Below are 20,881 nucleotides of genomic sequence, written 5' to 3'. Positions count from 1 at the left end.
TGCTGCTGCGATTGCGGCGCGCTACTTCTGCACGGCTTTGGCCCGTGCCACCCCGTAGCGCTGCAGCGTCTTCTCGCGCGCCTCGGCGTGGTCCACCACCGGGGCCGGGTACGTGTCGCCCAGCTTGATGCCGGCCGCTGCCAGCTCCACCGGCGAGGCCGTCCACGGCGAATGGATGGCCGCGTTCGACAGCCCCGCCAGCTGTGGCAGGTAGCGGCGGATGAACTTGCCCTCGGGGTCGAAGCGTTCGCTTTGCGTCACCGGGTTGAAGATGCGGAAGTACGGCTGCGCGTCGCAGCCGCTGGAGCTGGCCCATTGCCAGCCGCCGTTGTTGGAGGCCAGCTCGAAGTCGTTCAGGTGCGTGGCGAAGTAGGCCTCGCCGCGCCGCCAGTCCAGCCCCAGGTCCTTGCACAGGAAGCTCGCCACCACCATGCGCAGTCGGTTGTGCATGTAGCCGCTCTGGTTGATCTGCAGCATCGCCGCGTCCACCAGCGGGTAGCCGGTGCGGCCCTGGCACCAGGCCTCGAACAGCTGGTCGGCGTGCTTGCCGTGGTGCCACTGGATCTTGTCGTACTCGGGCCGGAAGCTCTTCGACTCGCCGTTCGCGTGCACGTGCGGGAAGTGCGCCAGGATCTGGAAGTAGAAGTCGCGCCAGATCAGCTCGCTCAGCCACGTTGCCGCCCCCGCGTTGCCCTGCAGCGAGAGCTGGTGCGCCACGCTGGCCAGCTGGCGGATCGACACCGTGCCGAAGCGCAGGTGCACGCCCATGTAGCTGGGCCCGCGCACCGCCGGAAAGTTGCGCGCGTCGTCGTAGCGGTCGATGCGCTCGAAAAAGTCTTCGAACAGCGCGCCCGCACCCTGGGTGCCGGTGGGAATCTCCAGCGCCGAGAGGTTGGTCTTCTCGAAGCCGATCTCGCGCAGCGTCGGCACCGGCTCGCCGTAGGCCTGGGGCGAGGGCGCCAGCGCGTCGGCGTGGCTGCGCACCGGGTACGGCTTGAGGAAGAAGGAATCCACCTTGGCCAGCCAGGCCCGCTTGTAGGGCGTGAACACCGTGTACGGCTGGCCGGTCTTGGTCATGACCTCGTCGCGGTCGAAGACGGTGGCGTCCTTGTAGGTGTGAAAGGTCACGCCGGCATTGGCCAGCGCGCCGAACACCTTGGCGTCGCGCTCCAGCGCCTCGGGCTCGTCGTCGCGGTTGGCGAACACGGCCTGCACGTCGAGTTCGCGCGCAAGGGCCGGAATTTCGTGCGCCGCCGTGGCGTGCCGCACGATCAGCCCGCCGCCGAGGGCGCGCAGCTCGGCTTCGAGCGCCACCAGCGATTCGCGGATGAACTCGACGCGCCGGTCGGCGCTGGGCAGCAGGTCCAGGATCGCCTTGTCGAAGACGAAAACGCACACCACCTGGCGGCAGGCGCGAAGGGCGCGGTAGAGGGCAGCGTTGTCGTCCACGCGCAGGTCGCGGCGGAACCACATGAGCCCTTTGGGATAGGTCTTGTCGACGGCCAGTAAAATCGGAGGCATATGGCTGCCGATTCTGCCCCGATGAACCTCACGCATCACTTTTTGATAGCGATGCCCGGGATGGAAGACAAAACTTTCAACCGCAGCGTCGTGTACCTCTGCGAACACAGCGAGCGCGGCGCGCTCGGCCTGGTGATCAACAAACCCAGCGACATCAACCTCAAGGTGCTGTTCGAAAAAATCGAGCTGCACCTGTCCCGCCCCGAGCTGGGCGAGGCCCTCGTCTTCCAGGGCGGCCCGGTGCAGACCGAGCGCGGCTTCGTGCTGCACGAACCGGTCTTCACGCAGGCCGAGAAGCCCGAGGAATCGGTCTACGCCTCGACCATGTCCATCCCCGGCGGGCTCGAAATGACCACCTCCAAGGACGTGCTGGAGGCCCTGGCCACCGGCGCCGGCCCGCGCAAGGTGCTGGTGTCGCTGGGCTACGCCGCCTGGGGCGAGGGCCAGCTGGAGTCCGAACTGGCCGAAAACAGCTGGCTCACCGTGGGCGCCGACCCGGCCGTGATCTTCGACACGCCGGTCGAGCAGCGCTACGACAGGGCGCTGCTGCTGCTGGGCCTGGAGGCCTGGAAGCTCTCGCCCGACGCGGGGCACGCGTGAGCGCCGTGGTCATGCCTGAGGTGCCCGATCCCGTTCCCGTTGCCTCCGCCGTTCCCGCCCCCGCCGTCGTTCCCGCCCATTTCCAGTCCTTCCTGGCCTTCGACTTCGGCCTGAAGCGCACCGGCGTGGCCAGCGGCAACCGGCTGCTGCAAACCGCCACCCCGCAGGCCACCATCAAGGCCGAGGGCGATGCCCGCTTCGCGCACGTCGAGGCGCGCATCAAGGAATGGCAGCCCGACGCCCTGGTGATCGGCGTGCCCTACCACCCCGACGGCGCCCCGCACGAGAACACCCGCCGCGCGCAGAAGTTCGCGCGCCAGTTGCGCGGGCGTTTCAATCTCCAGGTGTTCGAGGTCGACGAGCGCTACAGCACCACCGAGGCCCTGTCATCGGGCGCGCGCGATGCCGATGCCGCTTCGGCCTGCATCATCCTGGAGCAATTTTTGAGGAGTCTCCAAGGATGAAGCTCTCCCCCAGGCTTCGCGCACTTCGTGTCCCTTCTCCTTCCCCCTCACCGGGGGCAACACCGGTGGCCCGGCAAAGCCGGTTCCACGGTGTTCCCGGAATTTTCCTTTTTCCCTGCCTTGTCCTGGAGCAATCATGGTGAGTCCTGTCGTGCCCGACGCGGAGTTGTTGTATCTCGATCTTCTGGCCGGCGTGAAGACGCTGATGCGCCCCGAGACCAAGCTGGTCGGCATCACCTCCGGTGGCGCCTGGCTGGTCGAGCGCATGCAGAAGGACCTGGGCCTGCCCGGTGCGCCCGGCGTCATCTCCTCGGCCATGCACCGCGACGACTTCGCGCGCCGCGGCCTTTCGGCCAGCGCGCAGACCGCGCTGCCCTTCGACGTGAACGGGACCGACGTGCTGCTGCTCGACGACGTGCTCTACACCGGGCGCACCATCCGCGCGGTGCTCAACGAGCTGTTCGACTTCGGCCGCCCGGCCTGCGTGCGCCTGGCGGTGCTGGTGGACCGCGGCGGTCGCGAACTGCCCGTGGCCGCGGACTTTGCCGCCACGACGCTCACGCTGCCCGAGACGCAACTGCTCGCCCTTGCCCGCGCCGAAGACGGCGCCTTCAGCCTCAAGGTGGAGGAAAACAACTGATGCTCTACAAGCGAAATCCGCAGCTCAACAAGCATGGCGAGCTGATCCACCTGCTGTCGATCGAGGGCCTGCCCAAGGACATCGTCACGCACATCCTGGACACCGCCGCCAACTTCACCAGCGTGAGCGACCGCGAGGTGAAGAAGGTGCCGCTCTTGCGCGGCAAGAGCGTGTTCAACCTGTTCTTCGAGAACAGCACGCGCACCCGCACCACCTTCGAGATCGCGGCCAAGCGCCTGAGCGCCGACGTCATCAACCTCGACATCGCGCGCTCTTCGGCCACCAAGGGCGAGTCGCTGCTGGACACCATCGCCAACCTGAGCGCCATGGCCGCCGACCTGTTCGTGGTGCGCCACAGCGAGTCGGGCGCGCCCTACCTGATCGCGCAGCACGTGGCACCCCACGTGCACGTGGTGAACGCCGGCGACGGCCGCCACGCGCACCCCACGCAGGGGCTGCTCGACATGTACACGATCCGCCACTACAAGAAGGACTTCTCGAACCTCACGGTGGCCATCGTCGGCGACGTGCTGCATTCGCGCGTGGCGCGTTCCGACATCCATGCCCTCACCACGCTGGGCTGCGCCGAAGTGCGCGTGGTCGGCCCCAAGACGCTGGTGCCCACCGACATGGCCGGCATGGGCGTGCGCGTGTGCCACACGCTCGAAGAGGGCATCAAGGACTGCGACGTCGTCATCATGCTGCGCCTGCAGAACGAGCGCATGAGCGGCGCGCTGCTGCCGTCGTCGCAGGAGTTCTTCAAGACCTTCGGCCTCACGCCGGAGAAGCTGCAACTGGCCAAGCCCGACGCCATCGTGATGCACCCGGGCCCCATCAACCGCGGCGTGGAGATCGACTCCGCCGTGGTCGACGGCAAGCAGAGCGTGATCCTTCCGCAGGTCACTTTCGGCATCGCGGTGCGCATGGCCGTGATGAGCATCGTGGCGGGCAACGAAGCATAGACATGTTGCTCGCCCCCAGTCTTCGCGCACTTCGTGTCGCTTCGCCCACCCCCTGCCGGGGGCAACACCAGTGGCCCGGCGAAGCCGGTTCCACGGTGTTTCCCGAAAAGGCCCTGACTGCCACCGGAAGAACAGACGCATGAACATCCAAATCATCAACGGCCGCGTCGTCGATCCCGCATCGGGCATCGACAAGCAGGCCGACATCGCCCTGGCCGACGGAAAGATCGTCGGCATCGGCAACACGCCGGCCGGCTTCAAGGCCGATCGCACCATCGATGCCACGGGCTGCATCGTCGCTCCCGGCCTGGTCGACCTGGCCGCGCGCCTGCGCGAGCCCGGCTACGAACACGAAGGCATGCTCGAAAGCGAAATGGCCGCGGCCATTGCCGGTGGCGTCACCAGCCTCGTGTGCCCGCCCGACACCGACCCCGTGCTCGACGAGCCCGGCCTGGTCGAGATGCTCAAGTTCCGCGCCGAGAAGCTGCAGGGCGCGCGCCTGTTCCCACTGGGCGCGCTCACGCGCAGCCTGGCCGGCGGCGTGCTCACCGAGATGGCCGAGCTCACCGAGGCCGGCTGCATCGGCTTCAGCCAGGCCGACGTGCCGCTGGCCGACACGCAGGTGCTGCAGCGCGCGCTGTCGTACGCCAGCACCTTCGGCTACACCGTGTGGCTGCGCCCGCAGGACCGCGACCTCGGCAAGGGCGTCGCGGCCAGCGGCCCGCTGGCCACGCGGCTGGGGCTGGGCGGCGTGCCGGTCTCGGCCGAGACCATTGCCATCTTCACCATCGTCGAGCTCATGAAGAGCACCGGCGCGCGCGTGCACCTGTGCCGCATTTCCAGTGCCCGCGGCGTGGCGCTGGTGCGCGAGGCCAAGGCGCAGGGCCTGCCGCTCACCTGCGACGTCAGCATCAACTCGCTGCACCTCGTGGACACCGACATCGGCTACTTCGACAGCCGTGCGCGCCTGAACCCGCCGCTGCGCCAGCAGGGCGACCGCGACGCGCTCTCGGCCGGCCTGGCCGACGGCACCATCGACGCGCTGGTGTCCGACCACACGCCCGTCGAAGCCGACGCCAAGACCCTGCCGTTCGCCGAAGCGGAGCCGGGCGCGACCGGTCTCGAACTGCTGCTGCCGCTGGCGCTGCAGTGGGGCGAGCGCAGCGGCGCCGGCGTGGCGCGCGCCATCGAGGTCATCACCTCGGCGCCGGCCCGTTTGCTCGCCGCGGCCGACGCGGGCACCGGCATCGGCCGGCTGGCCGAAGGCGGCGTGGCCGACCTGTGCATCTTCGACCCCGCGCTCGAATGGCAGGTGCAGCCCGACGCGCTCAAGAGCCAGGGCAAGCACACGCCGTTCGCCGGCTACCCGCTGCAGGGCCGCGCGCGCCACACGCTGGTGGCCGGGCGCGTGGTGCACGGCTAGACACCCACTCACCATCCCAACCGCAGGCAGACGACGCCCCATGGTCCATTCACTGAAAGCCTGCTGGCGCCTGTTGCATGCGGTGGCGCATGCACTGGCCGGGTGGTGGACCATCCGCTTCACCTTTCCCGGCCTGCCGCAGCAGGAGCGCAATGCGCGCGTGCAGGCATGGTCGAAGCGCATGCTCGAGATCATGGGCATCACGCTCAAGGTGCAGGGCACGCCGCCGCCCGAGGGGCCGGTGCTGCTCATCTGCAACCACCTGTCGTGGCTCGACATCACCTGCATCCATGCGGCGCGCCATGTGCGCTTCGTGTCGAAGTCCGACGTCAAGGGCTGGCCGCTGATCGGCACGCTCTCCACCGGCTCGGGCACGCTCTACATCGAGCGCGAACGCCGCCGCGACGCGCTGCGCGTGGTGCACCACATGACCGAGGCGCTGCGCAACGGCGACCTGATCGGCGTGTTCCCCGAAGGCACCACCAGCGACGGGCGCGGCCTGCTGCCGTTCCACGCCAACCTGCTGCAGGCGGCCATTTCGTCCGGCGCGCCCGTGCTCCCTGCCGCGCTGCGCTTCGCCGATGCCTCCACCAGCGAGACCAGCCAGGCCCCGCGCTACATTGACGACGACAGCCTGGCCGGCTCGCTGTGGAACACGCTGCGCGCGCCGCCGCTGCTGGCCATCGTGCGCTTCGGCGAACCGCAGGACTCGCACGGCCGCGATCGCCGCGTGTGGGCGCAGTCGCTGCATGAAGACGTGCAGCAGCTGCGCCGCGAAACGCACTGACCCTCGTCAGGACAAAAAAAAGCGCCTCCGAAGAGGCGCTGAACGACGCCGAAGCGCCGTGAGGAGGAACCGCAATTGCAGTTCGAGCAAAACCGGGAGGGTCAGAGGATGCCGAAGATCTTCAGGCCGATGATCACGATCAACGGTACGCCGCACAGCCAAAGAATGATGCTTTTCATGATCGAGGTCTCCTGAAGTAGTGAGCCTTCAGGTTCGCCCCGCCCGGGGCGGGCGCGTGCGGGATAAAGCAAAACACGCGCGTGAGCGTGTGCCTACATTGCTGTGCGCTCAGGCCTGCTCGCCTGTGGGCACGAAGCCCAGGCGGCGCGAGATTTCCAGGGCGCAGGCCTTCAGCGGCGCCGCCACGCGGCCTTCCCATTCGCGGTCGAACGTGGCCTCGGGCCCCATGGCCGTGATGCCCAGCACCAGGTTGTTGGTCGAGTCGAACACCGGCGCGCAGAAGGCGTCGATGCCCGGAATCGGCTGGCCCAGCGTGCGCGACATGCCGTGCAGGCGCGTTTCGACCAGCAGCGCCTCGATCTCCGCGCGCGACAACTCGGTGGTGGCGCCGCGCCCGTCCGCCGGGCGGGCGCGCGCCAGGTCGTCGAGCATCATTTTTTCCACCACCTTCGGCGGCAGGTACGCCGCGAACAAGCGCCCCGTGGCCGTGTAGGCCAGGGACATCACGGTGCCCGTGCGCAGGTTCACGTGCAGCGGGTGGATGGGTTCTTCCAGCCGCACCACGGTCGGGCCGAAGTTGCCCCACACGGCCACCGCAATGCTTTGTTCGGTTTCGGAGGCGAGCGCCTCGATGAGCGGCGAGGCCTCCTTGATCGGGTCGAGCCGCTGCAGCTTGGCAAGCCCCAGTTGCAGGGCCAGCGGGCCCAGCTCGTAGCGCCCGGCGCTGTCCTGAACGACGAAGCCGACCTTCAGGAAGCTGACCAGGTACGGGTGCGCCTTGCCGACCGGAACGCCCGCCGACTTGCCCAGGTCGCGCAACGCCATGGGCGCCACGTGCCGCCCGAGGGCGACCAGGAGCTGGGTTCCGATTTCGATCGACTGAATGCCACGTCTTGGCTTTTCCATGGGGCGCCCGGCGTGGGGAATGAGAGTGGGGGCGAGTATAGCCATCAGGGTTTCTACTGATATTGTCACAGTCCATCGACGATGACTGATCGTCTGATAGTAACTAAACGACTTGACCATATCAATGTCGCTGCCTAAACTCCGCCGCAACTTAAGACGTACACAACAGAGGCAAGACAGGCAGATGGAACAGAACACTTTTGAATGCGATGTGCTGGTGGTCGGCAGCGGCGCGTCGGGCATGTCCACCGCCATCACGGCGGCGTCGCAGGGGTTGAAGGTGCTGGTGGTCGACAAGGAGCCGCGCTTCGGCGGGACCACCGCGCGCTCGGGCGGCTGGCTGTGGATTCCGGGCACGCGCCTGGCCACGGAGCAGGGCATTCACGAACCCGAGGGCGCCGCGCTCGCCTACATGCAGCACGAGACCACCACGCACTTCGACGCGGCACGCGTCGGCGCCTTCCTCGACATGGGCCCCAAGGCCATCGACTTCTTCACGCGCAACACCTGCGTGCAGTTCGACATGCCGCCCGTGTTCCCCGACTACCACGCCGAAGCGCCCGGCGGCCAGCAGGGCGGCCGCTCGATGGTCACGCGCCCGTTCGACGGCCGCGAACTCGGCGCGCGCGTCAAGCAGCTCGCGCCGCCGCTGCCCGAACTCACCGTGTTCGGAATGATGTTGGGCTCGGGCCCCGAGATCAAACACTTCATGCGGGCCTTCAAGTCGCCCACCTCGTTCTGGTACGTCACCAAGCGGCTCACCCGCCACTTCCTCGACGTGCTGGGCCACGGCCGCGGCATGACGCTGACCAACGGCAACGCGCTGGCCGGCCGGCTGGCCAAGGCCGCCATGGACCTGGACATTCCCGTGTGGCTTTCCTCCCCAGTGAAGAAGCTCGTGGTCGAGTACGACGGCGTCTCGGGCGCGGTGGTGGAGCACGAAGGCAAGACGATGCGCATCGTGGCCAGGCGCGGCGTGGTGCTGGCCTGCGGCGGCTTTCCGTTCGACGTGGAGCGCCGCAAGCAGCTGTTCCCGCATGCACCCACGGGCAAGGAGCACTACTCGCCATCGCCTTCCACCAACACCGGCGACGGCCTGCGCCTGGCCGAGGCCGTGGGCGGCCGCGTCGACGGCACCATTCCGCACGCCGCCGCGTGGGTGCCGGCCTCGGTCACCACGCGGCCCGACGGCACCCAGGGCGTGATGCCCCACTTCATCGACCGCGCCAAGCCCGGCGTGATCGCGGTCACGCCCAAGGGCAAGCGCTTTGCTAACGAAGGCAACTCGTACCACGACTTCGTGCAATCGATGGTCAAGGCCTGCGAACGCGACGGCGAGCCCGAGGTCACGGCCTGGCTGCTGTGCGACCACAAGGCGCTGCGCAACTACGGCCTGGGCTGCGTCGCGCCGGCACCGCTGCCCATCGGGCGCCACCTGAAGAGCGGCTACCTGAAGCGCGGCGCGAGCATCGGCGAGCTGGCGCAAGAAATCGGCATTGCCCCCGCCACGCTCGAAGCCACCGTGCAGGAGTTCAACAAGGCCGCCGCCACCGGCGACGACCCGCTCTTCGGCAAGGGCAGCAAGGCCTACAACCGCTACCAGGGCGATGCCAACGTCACGCCCAACCCCTGCGTGGCGCCGCTGGACAACGGCCCGTACTACGCCATCAGGCTGGTGGTCGGCGACATCGGCACCTTCGCCGGCCTGGTCACCGACGAGAAGACCCGCGTGCTCGACGCCGACCGCCAGCCCATCAAGGGCCTTTATGCAGTGGGCAACGACGCGGCCAGCGTCATGGGCGGCAACTACCCCGGCGCGGGCATCACGCTCGGCCCGGCGTTGACCTTCGGCTATGTGGCGGGCCTGCAGCTCGCGCAGGCCGAGGCCCTGGCCACCGTGCAGCTCCAGGTCGAACAGCGCGAAGCCGTGCCGCTCGCCCGCAAGGCCTGACGCCTTTCCGTTCCCAACCCTCAGATACAGGAGCCACCGATGGCCTTTCCCGCAAACGTCGCCCCCCGCCTGCTCGAAGGCCGCCTCGCCTTCATCACCGGTGCCGGGCAGGGCAACGGCCGCGCGCTCGCGCTGGGCCTGGCGCAGGCCGGCGCCCGCGTGGTCGTCACCGACATGAACGACGCCACCGTGCGCGAGACCGCGCAGCTGGTGCGCAACGAAGGCGGCGAGGCCTGGCCGTTCGTGCTCGACGTCACCGTGCCCGAGGCCTGCCATGCGCTCGCCGAGCGGGTAGGCAAGGAGATCGGCAACGTCGACCTGCTGGTGAACAACGCCGGCATCATCATTCGCGAGAACACCAGCAGCCCGAACGCCGCGGCCAACTGGAAGAAGACCATCGACGTGAACGTGCACGGCACCTTCAACACCACGCTGGCCTTCATTCCGGTGCTCAAGCAGACCAAGGGTTCGATCGTCAACATCGCCTCCATCGCCGCCTACGCGGGGCAGGCCGCCAGCCTGGGCTACGCGCCGTCGAAGGGCGCCATCAAGATGCTCACGCAGTCGCTCGCGCAAGAGCTGGCCCCGGCCGGCGTGCGCGTGAATGCGCTGGCCCCCGGCGTCATCGAAACGCCCATGACCGCCGCCACGCGCGAAAACCCGGCCCGCCTCGAATCGTTCATGACGCGCATTCCCATGGGCCGCGTCGGCCAGACCGAAGACCTCGTGGGGCCGGTGATCTTCCTGGCCAGCGACATGTCGCGCTACGTCACCGGCATCGTGCTGCCGGTGGACGGCGGCTTCCTCGCCGTCTGAGCGCCGCCCTTTCTTTCGCTTCCGCTTCCTCGTCCGTCAACCTCAGGAGACAAAAAATGAAAACCATCCGTCTGTACAAGACCCTGCTCGCAGCCGCTGCATTCGCCGCCTTCACCGCCGGTGCCGCGGCGCAGGACATCAAGGTCGGCTACAACGGCGACCTGTCCGCCTCGCCCTCGGCGCAGAGCGGCCAAGCCGCGGTGCTGGGCATGGAAGCGGCCATCGCCGACATCAACGCCGCCGGCGGCGTGCTCGGCAAGAAGCTGGCGCTGGTCACGCGCGACGACGTGTCGGCCCCGCCCAAGTCGATCCAGAACATGAGCGACCTGATCGACAACGAGAAGGTGGTGGCGGTGTTCGGCCCCACCAACTCGGGCAACGCCATGGCGTGGAAGCACATCGCCAACCAGAAGAAGATTCCCGTGCTGGGCAACGTGGGCTCGGGCACCGACATCACCAAGCCCATGAGCCCGGGCGCCGACAACTACATGTTCCGCGTGTCCATGGTCGACCGCGAGCAGGTCGCCGCGCTCATGGCCTACGTGAAGAAGAACAGCGCCGGCTCCAAGGTGGTCGGCCTCATGGCCGAGACCACCGGCTACGGCCAGGGCGGCCTGAAGGACATGGAGGAAATCGCCAAGCTGCAGGACATCAGGATCGCGGCCACCGAGCGCTTCGGCGTCGGCGACACCGACATGACCTCGCAGCTCAGCAAGATGAAGGCCGCCAACGTCGACACCGTGGTGGTGTGGGCCCAGGGCACGCCCATCGCGCAGCTGGTGCGCAGCATGGAGAAGATCAACTACTTCCCGCTCACCCTCACCTCCTGGGCGGCAGACAACATCACCTTCTACGACGCGGCCGGCAAGGCGCTGGCCGAGAAGCCGATCTTCATGCGCACCGTGAGCGAAACCCGCACGCCCGCGCAGCAGAAGCTGTTCGACCGCATCGGCAGCAAGCTGAAGGCCCCGGGCTCGTTCTCGTTCGCGCTGCACGGCTATGACTCGATGCAGCTGCTCGCGCAGGCGATGAAGCAGGCCAACAGCACCGAAGGCTCGGCCGTGCGCCTTGCGCTCGAAGACCTGAAGACGCCCGTGCAAGGCGTGCTCAAGACCTACGACAAGCCCTTCAGCAAGACCAACCACGAAGCCCTGACCGCCAAGGACCTGGTGTGGATCCGCTGGAAGGACGGCAAGCTGCTGCCCTACACCGACGCGCTGATCGGCGGCCTCAACGCCGCCGACTTCAAGCAGTAAGCCCCGGCCAAGAAGACGCTAGAAGAGACAAAGACCATGGTTGTAGCGCTCCTGCAGGCGCTCATCAGCGGGCTCGCCGTCGGCGGTGCCTATGCGCTGGTGGCGCTCGGTTTCAGCATCACGTTCACGACGACCAAGACGCTGAACTTTTCGCACGGCGAGTTCGTCTCGGCCGGCGCGTTCATCGGCATGAGCGCACTGTTCCTGGTGCTGGGCAAGCCCTTCGACTCCACCACCTTCGGCGACGCCGTGCCCGGCGCGGGCGCACAGCTGTTCGCGCTGGTGGCGGCACTGGGCGTGATGGGCTTTCTGGGCTGGCTGCTCTATGTGCTGGGCGTGCGCCCCTTCGCGGGCCGCCCCGGCATGGCCTGGGTCATGAGCACCCTGGGCTTCGGCGTCATCCTGCAAAGCGTGGGCCTGGCCATCTGGGGGCCCAAGCCCGTGGTGGTGCCCGCGCCCGTGGGCGACGCCGTGATCCGCATGTTCGGCGTGGGCGTGCGCCCGCAGGAGCTGCTCACGCTGGGCGTGGCCGTGGTCGTGATGTTCGGATTCGACCGCGTCATGAACCGCACCATGGTCGGCAAGGCCATGCGCGCGGTCGCGCAGAACGGCAACGTCGCCAGCCTCATGGGCATCAACACCAACGCCATGATGATCGGCGCCTTCGTCGTCAGCTCGGCGCTGGCGGGGCTGTCGGGCTTTCTGCTGGCGCCCATCGCGCAGGCCTCGCTCTTCATGGGGCTGACCGTGGGGCTCAAGGGCTTCTCGGGCGCAATGATCGGGGGGCTGAGCAATCCGCGCGGCTGCGTCATCGGCGGCTTCCTGCTCGGCGTGCTGGAGTCGATGGTCAACCTCTGGCAGGCGCAGTGGCGCGAGGTGGCGGTGTTCGCGCTGGTCATCCTGGTGCTGGCCTTCCGTCCCACGGGCCTGTTCGGCCGCTCGACGGTGGAGAAGGTATGAGCGGCACCACTGCAATGTCCCGCTTCGCCCACCCCGCCGGCGTGGTGCTGGTGGCCGCCGCCCTGTGCGGTGCCGCCTCGCTGCTCGGCAACGACTACTACCTGCGCATCGCCTTCATGATGTGCGTCTACTACCTGTGCGCCGCCGGCATGAACGTGCTGGTCGGCTATGCGGGGCAGAAATCGCTCGGCCAGGCGGGCCTTTTCGCCGCGGGCGCTTACGGCGTGGCGCTGCTGACTTCGCGCACCGACATGAACCCGTGGCTCGCGCTCGCGCTGGCCGCCGTGATCTCCGGCGTGTGCGGCGTGCTCATCGCGCTGCCTTCGCTGCGCGTGAAGGGTCCGTACCTCGCCATGGTCACGCTGGCCTTCGGCATCGTGGTGGAAAAGCTCGTGGGCGAATGGACCGACGTGTTCGGCGGCGCGCAGGGCATCTACGGCATTCGCCCGCTCACCTGGAAGGGCGCGCCGCTGGACACCACGCAGTGGGTCATCCTTGGCATCGTGCTGTGCGCGGCCCTGCACCTGCTGCTGCGCAACCTGCTGGGCGGACGATTCGGGCGTGCGCTGCTGTCGCTGCAGGCGGACGAGATCGCGTCGTCGTCGGTGGGCGTGCGCGTGTACCGCGCCAAGGTCATGGCCTTCGTGGTCGCGGCCGTCACCTGCGGCATTGCGGGTGCGCTCGTGGCACAGCAAAACCAGTACATCAACTCCGACTTCATCACCTTCCACCTGTCGATCTTCATCCTGCTGCTGGTGCTGTTCGGCGGCGCGGGCTCCATGTACGGCCCGCTGGTGGGCGCGGTGCTGCTCACGCTGACCGACGCGCTGCTGGCGCGCTGGCCGTCGGCGCAGCATTTCCTGTACGGCTTCCTGCTGCTGTTCGCGCTGTACGTCATGCCGGGCGGCGTGGTGGGCCTGTTCAACAAGTGGTTCATGAAGTCGCGCCACCGCGGCGAGGGCGCGGGCACCAACGGCGTGCCCGGGCAGATCGGCCCCGGCGGCGAAGGCGAGCTGCTGGTGGTGCAGGGCGTGACCAAGTCGTACGGCGGCGTGAAGCCCGCGCAGGACGTGTCGTTCCGCCTGCAGCGCGGCCACATCCACGCGCTCATCGGGCCCAACGGCGCGGGCAAGAGCACCATGATCAACATGCTCACCGGCGTGATCGCGCCCGACGCGGGCTCCATCCGCTTCCTGGGCCAGGACATCGCGGGACGCCCCGCGCACACCATCTGCTGCATGGGCATGGGCCGCACCTTCCAGAACCTGCGCCTGTTCGCCGAGCTGTCGGTGCTCGACAACGTGATGCTGGGCCGGCACAGCCGCATGAGCAACGGCTTTCTCTCGTCGCTGGTCGCATGGCCGACGGCGGGCAGGCAGGAGCGCGCCACGCGCGAGCGCGCGCTGCAGCTGCTCGACCTGGTCGACCTGGGCCACCTGGCGCACTGGCCCGCGGGCAGCCTGCCCTACGGCCTGCAGCGCCGCGTGGAGCTGGCGCGTGCGCTGGCCACCGAGCCGCAGTTGCTGCTGCTCGACGAACCGGCCGCCGGCCTGAACCCGCAGGAGACCGCCGAGCTGGGCGCGCTGCTGCTGCGCGTGGGCAAGTGCGGCGTGTCGATCCTGATGGTGGAGCACCACATGGACCTGGTGATGTCGATATCGGACCACGTCATCGTGCTCGACTACGGCATCAAGATCGCCGAGGGCAAGCCCGCCGAGGTGCAGTCCAACCCGCGCGTGGTCGAGGCCTACCTGGGCGTCGACGACGACGAAGAAGCGCAGGGGCATTCCCCACAGGCGCCGCAGCCCGTGCCCGCCTGAGCGAAGGACCGAAACCATCATGTTGAAAATCGAATCGGTGAAGGTCTCCTACGGCGCCATCGAGGCCGTCAAGGGCGTGAGCCTGGAAGTGCGCGCGGGCGAGGTCGTCACCATCATCGGCGCCAACGGCGCCGGCAAGAGCACGCTGCTCAAGAGCATCGTCGGCCTGGAGAGCGTGGCCGAAGGCCGCGTGCTGATCGACGGCAACGACTGCACCCGCGTGCCCGCGCACCAGCGCGTGGGGCTGGGCGTGGCGCTGTCGCCCGAAGGCCGCGGCGTGTTCCCCGACCAGACGGTGCGCGAGAACCTCATGCTCGGCGCCTACTCGCGCCGCAGCGACAAGGCCTTCGTGGACCGTGCCATCGAGCGCGAGTTCGCGCGCTTTCCGCGCCTGAAGGAGCGCCAGCACCAGCCCTCGGGCACCTTGTCGGGCGGCGAGCAGCAGATGCTGGCCATTGCCCGCGCGCTCATGAGCGAGCCGCGCCTGCTGCTGCTGGACGAACCCTCGCTGGGCCTGGCGCCGCTCATCATCAAGGACATCTTCGACGCCATCCGCCAGCTGCGCAGCTCGGGCCTCACCATCCTGCTGGTGGAGCAGATGGCCAAGCAGGCGCTGGGCGTGGCCGACCGCGCCTATGTGCTCGAAACCGGCCGCATCACGCTCGAAGGCTCGGGCCGCGAGCTGCTCGACAACCCCAAGGTGAAGTCCGCGTACCTCGGCACGCACTGATTCCATCGCCTACCGCTCAACGTCAAAAGGAACACACCCATGACCGCACCCGTCACCAAGAAATTCGCCAGCCAGGCCGACCTGGAAGAAAAGAAGGTCTCCTTCACCCGCCTTTCCGAAAACGCCTACGCCTACACGGCAGAGGGCGACCCCAACACCGGCATCTTCATCGGCGACGAGGCCGTGATGGTGGTCGACACGCAGGCCACGCCCGCCATGGCGCAGGACGTGATCCGCCGCATCCGCGAAGTCACGCCGCTGCCCATCAAGTACGTGCTGCTGAGCCACTACCACGCGGTGCGCGTGCTGGGCGCGTCGGCGTACTTCAAGGAAGGTGCCGAGCAGATCATTGCCAGCCGCGACACCTACGACCTGATCGTGGAGCGCGGCGAGCAGGACAAGGCCAGCGAAATCGGCCGCTTCCCTCGCCTGTTCCGCAACGTCGAGTCGGTGCCCGCCGGCCTCACCTGGCCCACCATGACCTTCGACGGCACCATGAGCGTGTGGCTGGGCAAGAAGCTGGAAGTGAAGATCGCGCAGGTGGGCCGCGGCCACACCAAGGGCGACACCATCGCCTACCTCGAAGACCAGAAGATCTGCTTCGCGGGCGACCTCGTCGAATACCAGAGCACGGCCTACGCGGGCGACTGCTACTTCCGCGACTGGCCCACCACGCTGGACCGCCTCGCGGGCTTCGGCTTCGAGAAGCTGGTGCCCGGCCGCGGCGCCGCGCTGGAGAACGCGAGCGACGTGCGCAAGGCCATCGCTTCCACGCGCGCCTTCATCTCCGACGTGTACACGCTGGTCAACAACGGCGTGGCCGCGGGCAAGACGCTGAACGTCATCTACAAGGAAACCGTGGCCGCGCTGCGCCCCACCTACGGCCATTGGGTCATCTTCGACCACTGCATGCCCTTCGACGTGACCCGTGCCTACGACGAGGCCACCGGCCATGTGGACCCGCGCATCTGGACGGCGGAGCGCGACATCGAGATGTGGAACGCCCTCGAAAGCTGAGGTGAACCGGCGCTCGCCTTCATCGGGCGCCACGCCCGCCGCGGTGCAGGGCTGGATGCTGCTGGCGATGGTGCTGTGGGGCGTGAACGTGTCGGCCGTGAAGGCGCTCACCGCGTCCTTCGAACCGCTGACGCTCGCCGCGCTGCGCATGGCCGTGGCCTGGCTGGCGCTCAGCGCCATCGTGCTGTGGCGGCGCGGCGGCCTGCCCGCGCTCGGCGCGCGGCAGTTCGCGGCGCTCGCGGGTTGCGCGTTCCTGATGGTGTATGCCAACCAGATCCTGTTTGCGCAGGGGCTGCAGCGCTCCACCGCCACCAACGGCGCGCTCATCATGGCGCTGAGCCCGCTGGTGTCGGCGCTGATGGCCGCGCTGGTGTTCGGTGAACGCTTCACGCCGCGCCGCATGCTGGGCGTGGCGCTGGGCTTTGCGGGCGTGGTCGCGGTGGTGCTGAGCCACCCCGGCGCGGGCCTGTCGAGCGCCGGCATCGGCGACCTGATGCTGGCGTTGTCCGTCGCGAGCTTCGCGGTCGGCGGCGTCGGCGTGCAGCGCCTGGCGCGGCAAGTCGATCCGCTGTCGATCAGCTGGTTCATCTACGTGATCGGCACGCTCATGCTCGTGGTGCACGCCGTGCTCGGGCCTTCGCGGCTGGGCACCGCGCAGTTGTTTCCCGGTGCGTGGCCGTGGGCGCTGGTGCTGTTCTCGGGCATTGCCGCCACCGCGGCGGGCAACCTGATCTGGAACCGCGCCATCTCCGTCATCGGCGTGGCGCGCACCGCCGTGTTTCTTTATTGGGTGCCGGTGTTCGGCGTGGGCTTTGCGGCGCTGCTGCTCGGCGAAACGCTGACGTGGTGGCACCTGTTCGGCTTTGCCGCGGTGATGACGGGCACCTGGCTCGGCACCCGGCCCACACCCTCGTCCTGATGCCTTCGAAGATGTCCGACTCCCTTCCCCTGCTGTTCCAGCCCCTGAGCCTTCGCGCGCTCACGCTCGCCAACCGCGTCGTCATTTCGCCGATGTGCCAGCACGCCGCCGAGCGCGGCCACGCCACGCCGTGGCACCTGGTGCACCTGGGCAAGTTCGCGCTGGGCGGCGCGGGGCTCATCCTCACCGAGAGCACCGCCGTCGATCCGCGCGGGCGCATCGGCACGGCCGACCTCGGGCTGTGGAAGGACAGCCAGATCGCGCCGCTGAAAGCCGTGGTCGATTTCGTGCACGCGCAGGGCAGCGCCATCGGCGTGCAGCTCGCGCACGCGGGGCGCAAGGCCGGCAGCGAGCCGCTGTGGGAGGGCGGCGCGGCCTTGGGCGATGCGCGCATGGCCGCCGACGAAGAGCCCTGGGAGCGCCTGGGCCCGAGCGCGCTGGCGGCCGGCCCCGGCTGGTCGGCGCCGCGCGCCCTCGACGCCGAGGGCATCGAGTCGGTCGTACGGCACTTCGTCGATGCGACGGTGCGCGCGGACAAGGCGGGCTTCGACGTGGTCGAGCTGCACTTCGGCCACGGCTACCTGGTCGCCAGCTTCCTGTCGCCCAACGCCAACCACCGCGGCGACGCGCACGGCGGCAGCCGCGAGAACCGCATGCGGCTCGCCTTGGAAATCGCGCAGCGCGTGCGTGCCGCGTGGCCCGCGGGCAAGCCGCTGTTCTGCCGGCTGTCGGCGGTCGACGGCACGCTCGACGGCTGGAACCTCGACGACTCGGTGGTGCTCGCGCGCGAGCTCAAGCGCTGCGGCGTCGACGTCATCGACTGTTCGTCGGGCGGCCTCACCGAAGAGACGCGCGCCTTGCCCGTGCCGCGCGGGCTGGGCTTCCAGGTGCCGTTCTCGGAGTGCATCCGGCGCGAGGCGCAGGTGCCCACGCAGGCGGTCGGGATGATCGTCGATGCGCAGCAGGCCGAGGCCGTGCTGGCGGCAGGGCAGGCCGACCTGATCGCGCTGGGCCGCGAGGCGCTGTTCGACCCCTACTGGCCGCACCACGCGGCCGCCGCGCTCGGCGCGGACCCCGGCTACGAGCGATGGCCCGTGCGCCACGGCGTGTGGCTGGCCAAGCGCGCGCCCGGCCTGGCGCGTGCGCGTGCCGAGGCCGAAGCACTGCACCACCCCAAGGAGACAGACGCATGACCGAACCGACGACCCTGCGCATGGGCTTGATCCGCAAGAAGCCCGGGTGGACCGACGAAGCCTTTCGCAACCACTGGCGCTACAGCCACGGCCCGCTGGTCGCGCGACTGCCCACACTGCGCGCCTACCGGCAGAACCTGGTGGTCGACCGCCTGCAGCGCGGCATCGACTTTGCGCGCGGGCCGTGGGACTTCGACGGCTTCTCGCAGCTGCGCTTCGATGCGGCAGCCCAGGCCGGCGACGCTTTCAGCAACGGCGAGCTGGCTGCGGCCATCCGCGCCGATGAAGCGCATTTCCTGGGCGGCCTGCACATCGTGAGCGTCGCGCAGACCGAAGTCATTGCACTGCCGCCGAAGCCTGAAGGCCTGCTCAAGCGCATCTCGCTGCTGCGCCGCCCGGTCGCGCAAACCGAAGAAGACTTCCGCCGCGAATGGAAGGTGCACGCCGACCATGTGCGCCGCATGCCCGGCGTGAGCGGCTACCGCCAGAACGTGGTGACCGCGCGCGAGTTCGACAAGGGCACGCCCTGCGACTATCCCGAGCTACCGATCGACGGCATCGTCGAGCTGTGGTTCGAGAACACCGACACGCTGGACGCCGCGTTCGCCTCGCCGCCGGGACAGGTGACCATGGCGCATGCGCTCAGCTTCCTGGCGGAGATCACGGCCTTCGTGGTGGAAGAGCACACGGTGGTGTAACGGCACCCCCCTGCCATCGGGCCTCGACAACACCAAGGCGCACATGGGTCGAATCTTCTTCCTGGGCATCGTCATGGCCACCGCCGCGTGGTCGGCATCGGGCCAGACGCGCAAGCCGTTTCCGCCCGGCGTGATCGGCGCCATGCAGGTCGACGCGGGCACCGAGTACGTGTTTCTCGACCGGCCGAGCACGGTGGGCGGTGCCTGCAGGGGATGGAAGGCCGTGTCCATCCAGCAGCCGGGCCGGCTGGGCTCGGGCACGCTGGGCGTGATGTGCTGGAAAGAATCGAACGGCCAGCTGATGACCGCCACCGCCACCAAGGTGTCGCCGCAGCGTGCGTCCATGGACCTGATTCGCTGAGGCGAACCCCTGGGCAGGTCCGCGCAGGGGCCCGTCAGGCCGGCAGCAAGCGGTCTTTCCGCAGGGGCACCGCGCGGGCCGGTGCGTCCGGCCGTGCCTGCACCCATTCGGCCTGCACGGGCGCATCGTCGGGCAGCACGAACTGGCTGATGAGCGTGTCCAGGTTGCGCGCCTGGTCGCGCAGGCCCTCCGATGCGGCGGCCGACTCCTCGACCATGGCCGAGTTCTGCTGCGTCATCTGGTCCAGGCGGGTGACGGCGGTGTTGATCTGCCCGATGTCCTGCATCTGCGACTGCGTGGCCGCCGTGATGGCGCTGACCGTGCCCGCGACCTGGCCGATCGAGGCCACGATGCGGCCCATGGTCCGGCCCGCGCTGTCGGCCAGCACCGTGCCGGCCTCGATGCGCTGCACCGAGGAGTCGATCAGGCCCTTGATCTCGCGCGCCGCCGCTGCCGAGCGCGTGGCCAGCATCCGCACTTCCGACGCCACCACCGCGAAGCCGCGCCCTGCGTCGCCCGCGCGCGCGGCTTCGACCGCGGCATTGAGCGCCAGGATGTTCGTCTGGAACGCGATGCCGTCGATCACGCTGGTGATGTCCGCCACCTTGTGCGACGCGCGATGGATGTCCTGCATGGTGCTCACCACCTGCGACACCACCTCGCCGCCCTGGGCCGCCACCGCGGCCGCGGCGCCGGCCAGCTGTTCGGCCTGGTTCGCGGCCTCGCTCGAATGCCGCACGTTGCGCATCACCTGCTCGAGCGCCGCCGCCGTCTGCTGCAGGCTGGACGCGGCATCTTCGGTGCGCGCCGACAGGTCGGCGTTGCCCTGCGCCATTTCGCCGGCGGCCGTGCGCACGTTCTGCACCGACTCCCGCACCCGCAGCACCAGTTCGCGCAACGCGCCCTGCATGGCGCCCAGCGCCAGCAGCATCTGGCCGGCTTCGTCGCGCGTGTGGCCTTCGATGTTTTGGCGCAGGTCGAGGCCGGCCACGCGCTCGGCGGTTTCGTTGGCGGCGCGAATGGGCCGGCTGATGCTGCGCACCAGCCATTGCGCCAGCACCGCGCCCAGCAGCAGGGCGGCGGCACTGAACAGCACCAGCGCCAGCCGGGCGGAGGCGCTCAGCTCGGCGATGCGCACGCCGGCCGCGTCGATGGCCTCGCGCTGCGATTGCGCGAGCCTGGACACAGCGGCCAGCAGCGCGGCCGAGCTGGGCTGGAAGCGTTGCGCGTACACAGTGCGGATGCGCTCGGTCAGGCCCGAGTCGCGCGCGGCCACCAGCTCCTTGACGGCGGCCGCGAAGTCCTTGGCGGCGGCGTCGGCCTGCGCGAGCAATGCGCGGTCGGCGTCGTCGTGCAGGCGCTGGCGCACCTGCCCGAGCAGGTCGTCGTACCGGGCCGCGGTGGCCTGGATGTCCGCCGAGAGAATCTCGCCCACCTCGGGCTCGGAGCTCAGCGCCATGGCCTTGTAGCGCTCGGCGTTGATGGCCTGCAGGCGGTAGGCGTCGACCACCAGCCGCTCGGACACGCCGTGCTCCTGGATGGCGACGCGCGTGGCCTCGTCCACCTTGGCGAGCGACCAGATGCCGATGCCCGAACCCGCCAGGGTCAGCAGCAGCACGACGCCGAAGGTGGCCAGCAGGCGGCGGCCGAGCGTGTTGCTGTCTCTTATACACATCT

21 protein-coding genes are annotated in these 20,881 nt (G+C 68.9%); 17 read left to right on the top strand and 4 right to left on the bottom strand.

Translation table 11 applies throughout. The annotated features are described in order from the left end of the window. Positions 1-21 precede the first annotated feature (21 nt). The gene (locus tag AC0IYU_RS23710) at positions 22-1,521 is read right to left on the bottom strand and encodes a cryptochrome/photolyase family protein (protein WP_472121729.1); all 1,500 of its coding nucleotides are present in this window, start codon (positions 1,519-1,521) and stop codon (positions 22-24) included. On the opposite strand from AC0IYU_RS23710, the gene AC0IYU_RS23705 reads away from it, so the two are divergent. The 6 genes from AC0IYU_RS23705 to AC0IYU_RS23680 all read left to right on the top strand — a co-directional run bounded on the left by AC0IYU_RS23705 (position 1,522) and on the right by AC0IYU_RS23680 (position 6,397). Then, positions 1,522-2,121, top strand: a complete 600-nt coding sequence (locus tag AC0IYU_RS23705) for a YqgE/AlgH family protein (RefSeq protein ID WP_472121726.1) — start codon at positions 1,522-1,524, stop codon at positions 2,119-2,121. It begins immediately after the preceding gene. A gap of 11 nt (positions 2,122-2,132) precedes the next feature. Then, positions 2,133-2,585, top strand: a complete 453-nt coding sequence (ruvX, locus tag AC0IYU_RS23700) for a Holliday junction resolvase RuvX (RefSeq protein ID WP_472122030.1) — start codon at positions 2,133-2,135, stop codon at positions 2,583-2,585. Between the two features lie 136 nt (positions 2,586-2,721). Further along, on the top strand, positions 2,722-3,225 hold the full coding sequence (pyrR, locus tag AC0IYU_RS23695) for a bifunctional pyr operon transcriptional regulator/uracil phosphoribosyltransferase PyrR (RefSeq protein ID WP_472121723.1): 504 nt from the start codon (positions 2,722-2,724) through the stop codon (positions 3,223-3,225). Next, on the top strand, positions 3,225-4,187 hold the full coding sequence (locus tag AC0IYU_RS23690; protein WP_435436880.1) for an aspartate carbamoyltransferase catalytic subunit: 963 nt from the start codon (positions 3,225-3,227) through the stop codon (positions 4,185-4,187). Before pyrR ends, AC0IYU_RS23690 begins: the two co-directional genes overlap by 1 nt. A 139-nt stretch (positions 4,188-4,326) precedes the next feature. Further along, positions 4,327-5,610 (top strand): dihydroorotase, encoded by a 1,284-nt coding sequence (locus tag AC0IYU_RS23685; protein ID WP_472121720.1) that lies wholly within the window; start codon positions 4,327-4,329, stop codon positions 5,608-5,610. Between the two features lie 40 nt (positions 5,611-5,650). After that, on the top strand, positions 5,651-6,397 hold the full coding sequence (locus tag AC0IYU_RS23680; protein ID WP_472121717.1) for a lysophospholipid acyltransferase family protein: 747 nt from the start codon (positions 5,651-5,653) through the stop codon (positions 6,395-6,397). 101 nt (positions 6,398-6,498) lie between these two features. Here the strand turns inward: AC0IYU_RS23680 and AC0IYU_RS23675 are convergent, their stop codons facing one another. Beyond that, positions 6,499-6,648 carry a hypothetical protein gene (locus tag AC0IYU_RS23675; RefSeq protein ID WP_435484948.1) on the bottom strand — a complete coding sequence of 50 codons (150 nt, stop codon included), beginning with the start codon at positions 6,646-6,648 and terminating at the stop codon, positions 6,499-6,501. 37 nt (positions 6,649-6,685) lie between these two features. Further along, complete coding sequence (locus tag AC0IYU_RS23670; protein ID WP_435437281.1) at positions 6,686-7,483, bottom strand: IclR family transcriptional regulator; 798 nt, start codon at positions 7,481-7,483, stop codon at positions 6,686-6,688. A 184-nt stretch (positions 7,484-7,667) separates the two neighbouring features. On the opposite strand from AC0IYU_RS23670, the gene AC0IYU_RS23665 reads away from it, so the two are divergent. Genes AC0IYU_RS23665 through AC0IYU_RS23615 form a run of 11 tightly spaced genes read left to right on the top strand, consistent with a single transcriptional unit; the run spans position 7,668 to position 19,204 of the window. Next, on the top strand, positions 7,668-9,434 hold the full coding sequence (locus AC0IYU_RS23665; protein WP_472121714.1) for an FAD-dependent oxidoreductase: 1,767 nt from the start codon (positions 7,668-7,670) through the stop codon (positions 9,432-9,434). A gap of 39 nt (positions 9,435-9,473) precedes the next feature. Next, complete coding sequence (locus AC0IYU_RS23660; RefSeq protein ID WP_472121711.1) at positions 9,474-10,250, top strand: SDR family NAD(P)-dependent oxidoreductase; 777 nt, start codon at positions 9,474-9,476, stop codon at positions 10,248-10,250. A gap of 56 nt (positions 10,251-10,306) precedes the next feature. Further along, positions 10,307-11,506, top strand: coding sequence for an ABC transporter substrate-binding protein (locus AC0IYU_RS23655; protein ID WP_472121709.1), 1,200 nt, complete (start codon positions 10,307-10,309; stop codon positions 11,504-11,506). A gap of 36 nt (positions 11,507-11,542) precedes the next feature. Then, positions 11,543-12,466: a branched-chain amino acid ABC transporter permease gene (locus AC0IYU_RS23650; RefSeq protein ID WP_435436886.1), complete on the top strand. Its 924-nt coding sequence runs from the start codon at positions 11,543-11,545 to the stop codon at positions 12,464-12,466. 14 nt (positions 12,467-12,480) lie between these two features. Beyond that, positions 12,481-14,286, top strand: a complete 1,806-nt coding sequence (locus tag AC0IYU_RS23645) for a branched-chain amino acid ABC transporter ATP-binding protein/permease (RefSeq protein ID WP_472122027.1) — start codon at positions 12,481-12,483, stop codon at positions 14,284-14,286. Positions 14,287-14,305: 19 nt separating this feature from the next. Further along, a complete protein-coding gene (locus AC0IYU_RS23640) occupies positions 14,306-15,016 on the top strand; it encodes an ABC transporter ATP-binding protein (RefSeq protein WP_435436888.1) in 711 nt (236 codons plus the stop codon). A gap of 39 nt (positions 15,017-15,055) precedes the next feature. After that, positions 15,056-16,033, top strand: coding sequence for an MBL fold metallo-hydrolase (locus AC0IYU_RS23635; protein WP_435436889.1), 978 nt, complete (start codon positions 15,056-15,058; stop codon positions 16,031-16,033). Position 16,034: 1 nt separating this feature from the next. Then, positions 16,035-16,952, top strand: a complete 918-nt coding sequence (locus AC0IYU_RS23630; protein ID WP_472121706.1) for a DMT family transporter — start codon at positions 16,035-16,037, stop codon at positions 16,950-16,952. 11 nt (positions 16,953-16,963) lie between these two features. Then, positions 16,964-18,145, top strand: a complete 1,182-nt coding sequence (locus tag AC0IYU_RS23625) for an NADH:flavin oxidoreductase/NADH oxidase (RefSeq protein WP_472121703.1) — start codon at positions 16,964-16,966, stop codon at positions 18,143-18,145. Further along, positions 18,142-18,843 carry an EthD domain-containing protein gene (locus AC0IYU_RS23620; protein WP_472121700.1) on the top strand — a complete coding sequence of 234 codons (702 nt, stop codon included), beginning with the start codon at positions 18,142-18,144 and terminating at the stop codon, positions 18,841-18,843. Before AC0IYU_RS23625 ends, AC0IYU_RS23620 begins: the two co-directional genes overlap by 4 nt. Positions 18,844-18,886: 43 nt before the next feature. Further along, positions 18,887-19,204 (top strand): hypothetical protein, encoded by a 318-nt coding sequence (locus AC0IYU_RS23615; RefSeq protein WP_472121697.1) that lies wholly within the window; start codon positions 18,887-18,889, stop codon positions 19,202-19,204. 34 nt (positions 19,205-19,238) lie between these two features. Here AC0IYU_RS23615 and AC0IYU_RS23610 read toward each other — a convergent pair whose 3' ends face one another. Beyond that, the gene (locus tag AC0IYU_RS23610; RefSeq protein WP_472121695.1) at positions 19,239-20,879 is read right to left on the bottom strand and encodes a methyl-accepting chemotaxis protein; all 1,641 of its coding nucleotides are present in this window, start codon (positions 20,877-20,879) and stop codon (positions 19,239-19,241) included. Positions 20,880-20,881 lie beyond the last annotated feature (2 nt).

The organism is Variovorax sp. AC103 (assembly GCF_979254005.1).
Note: the sequence above shows the minus strand (reverse complement) of the source record. Positions and strands in the feature narration are given on the sequence as shown.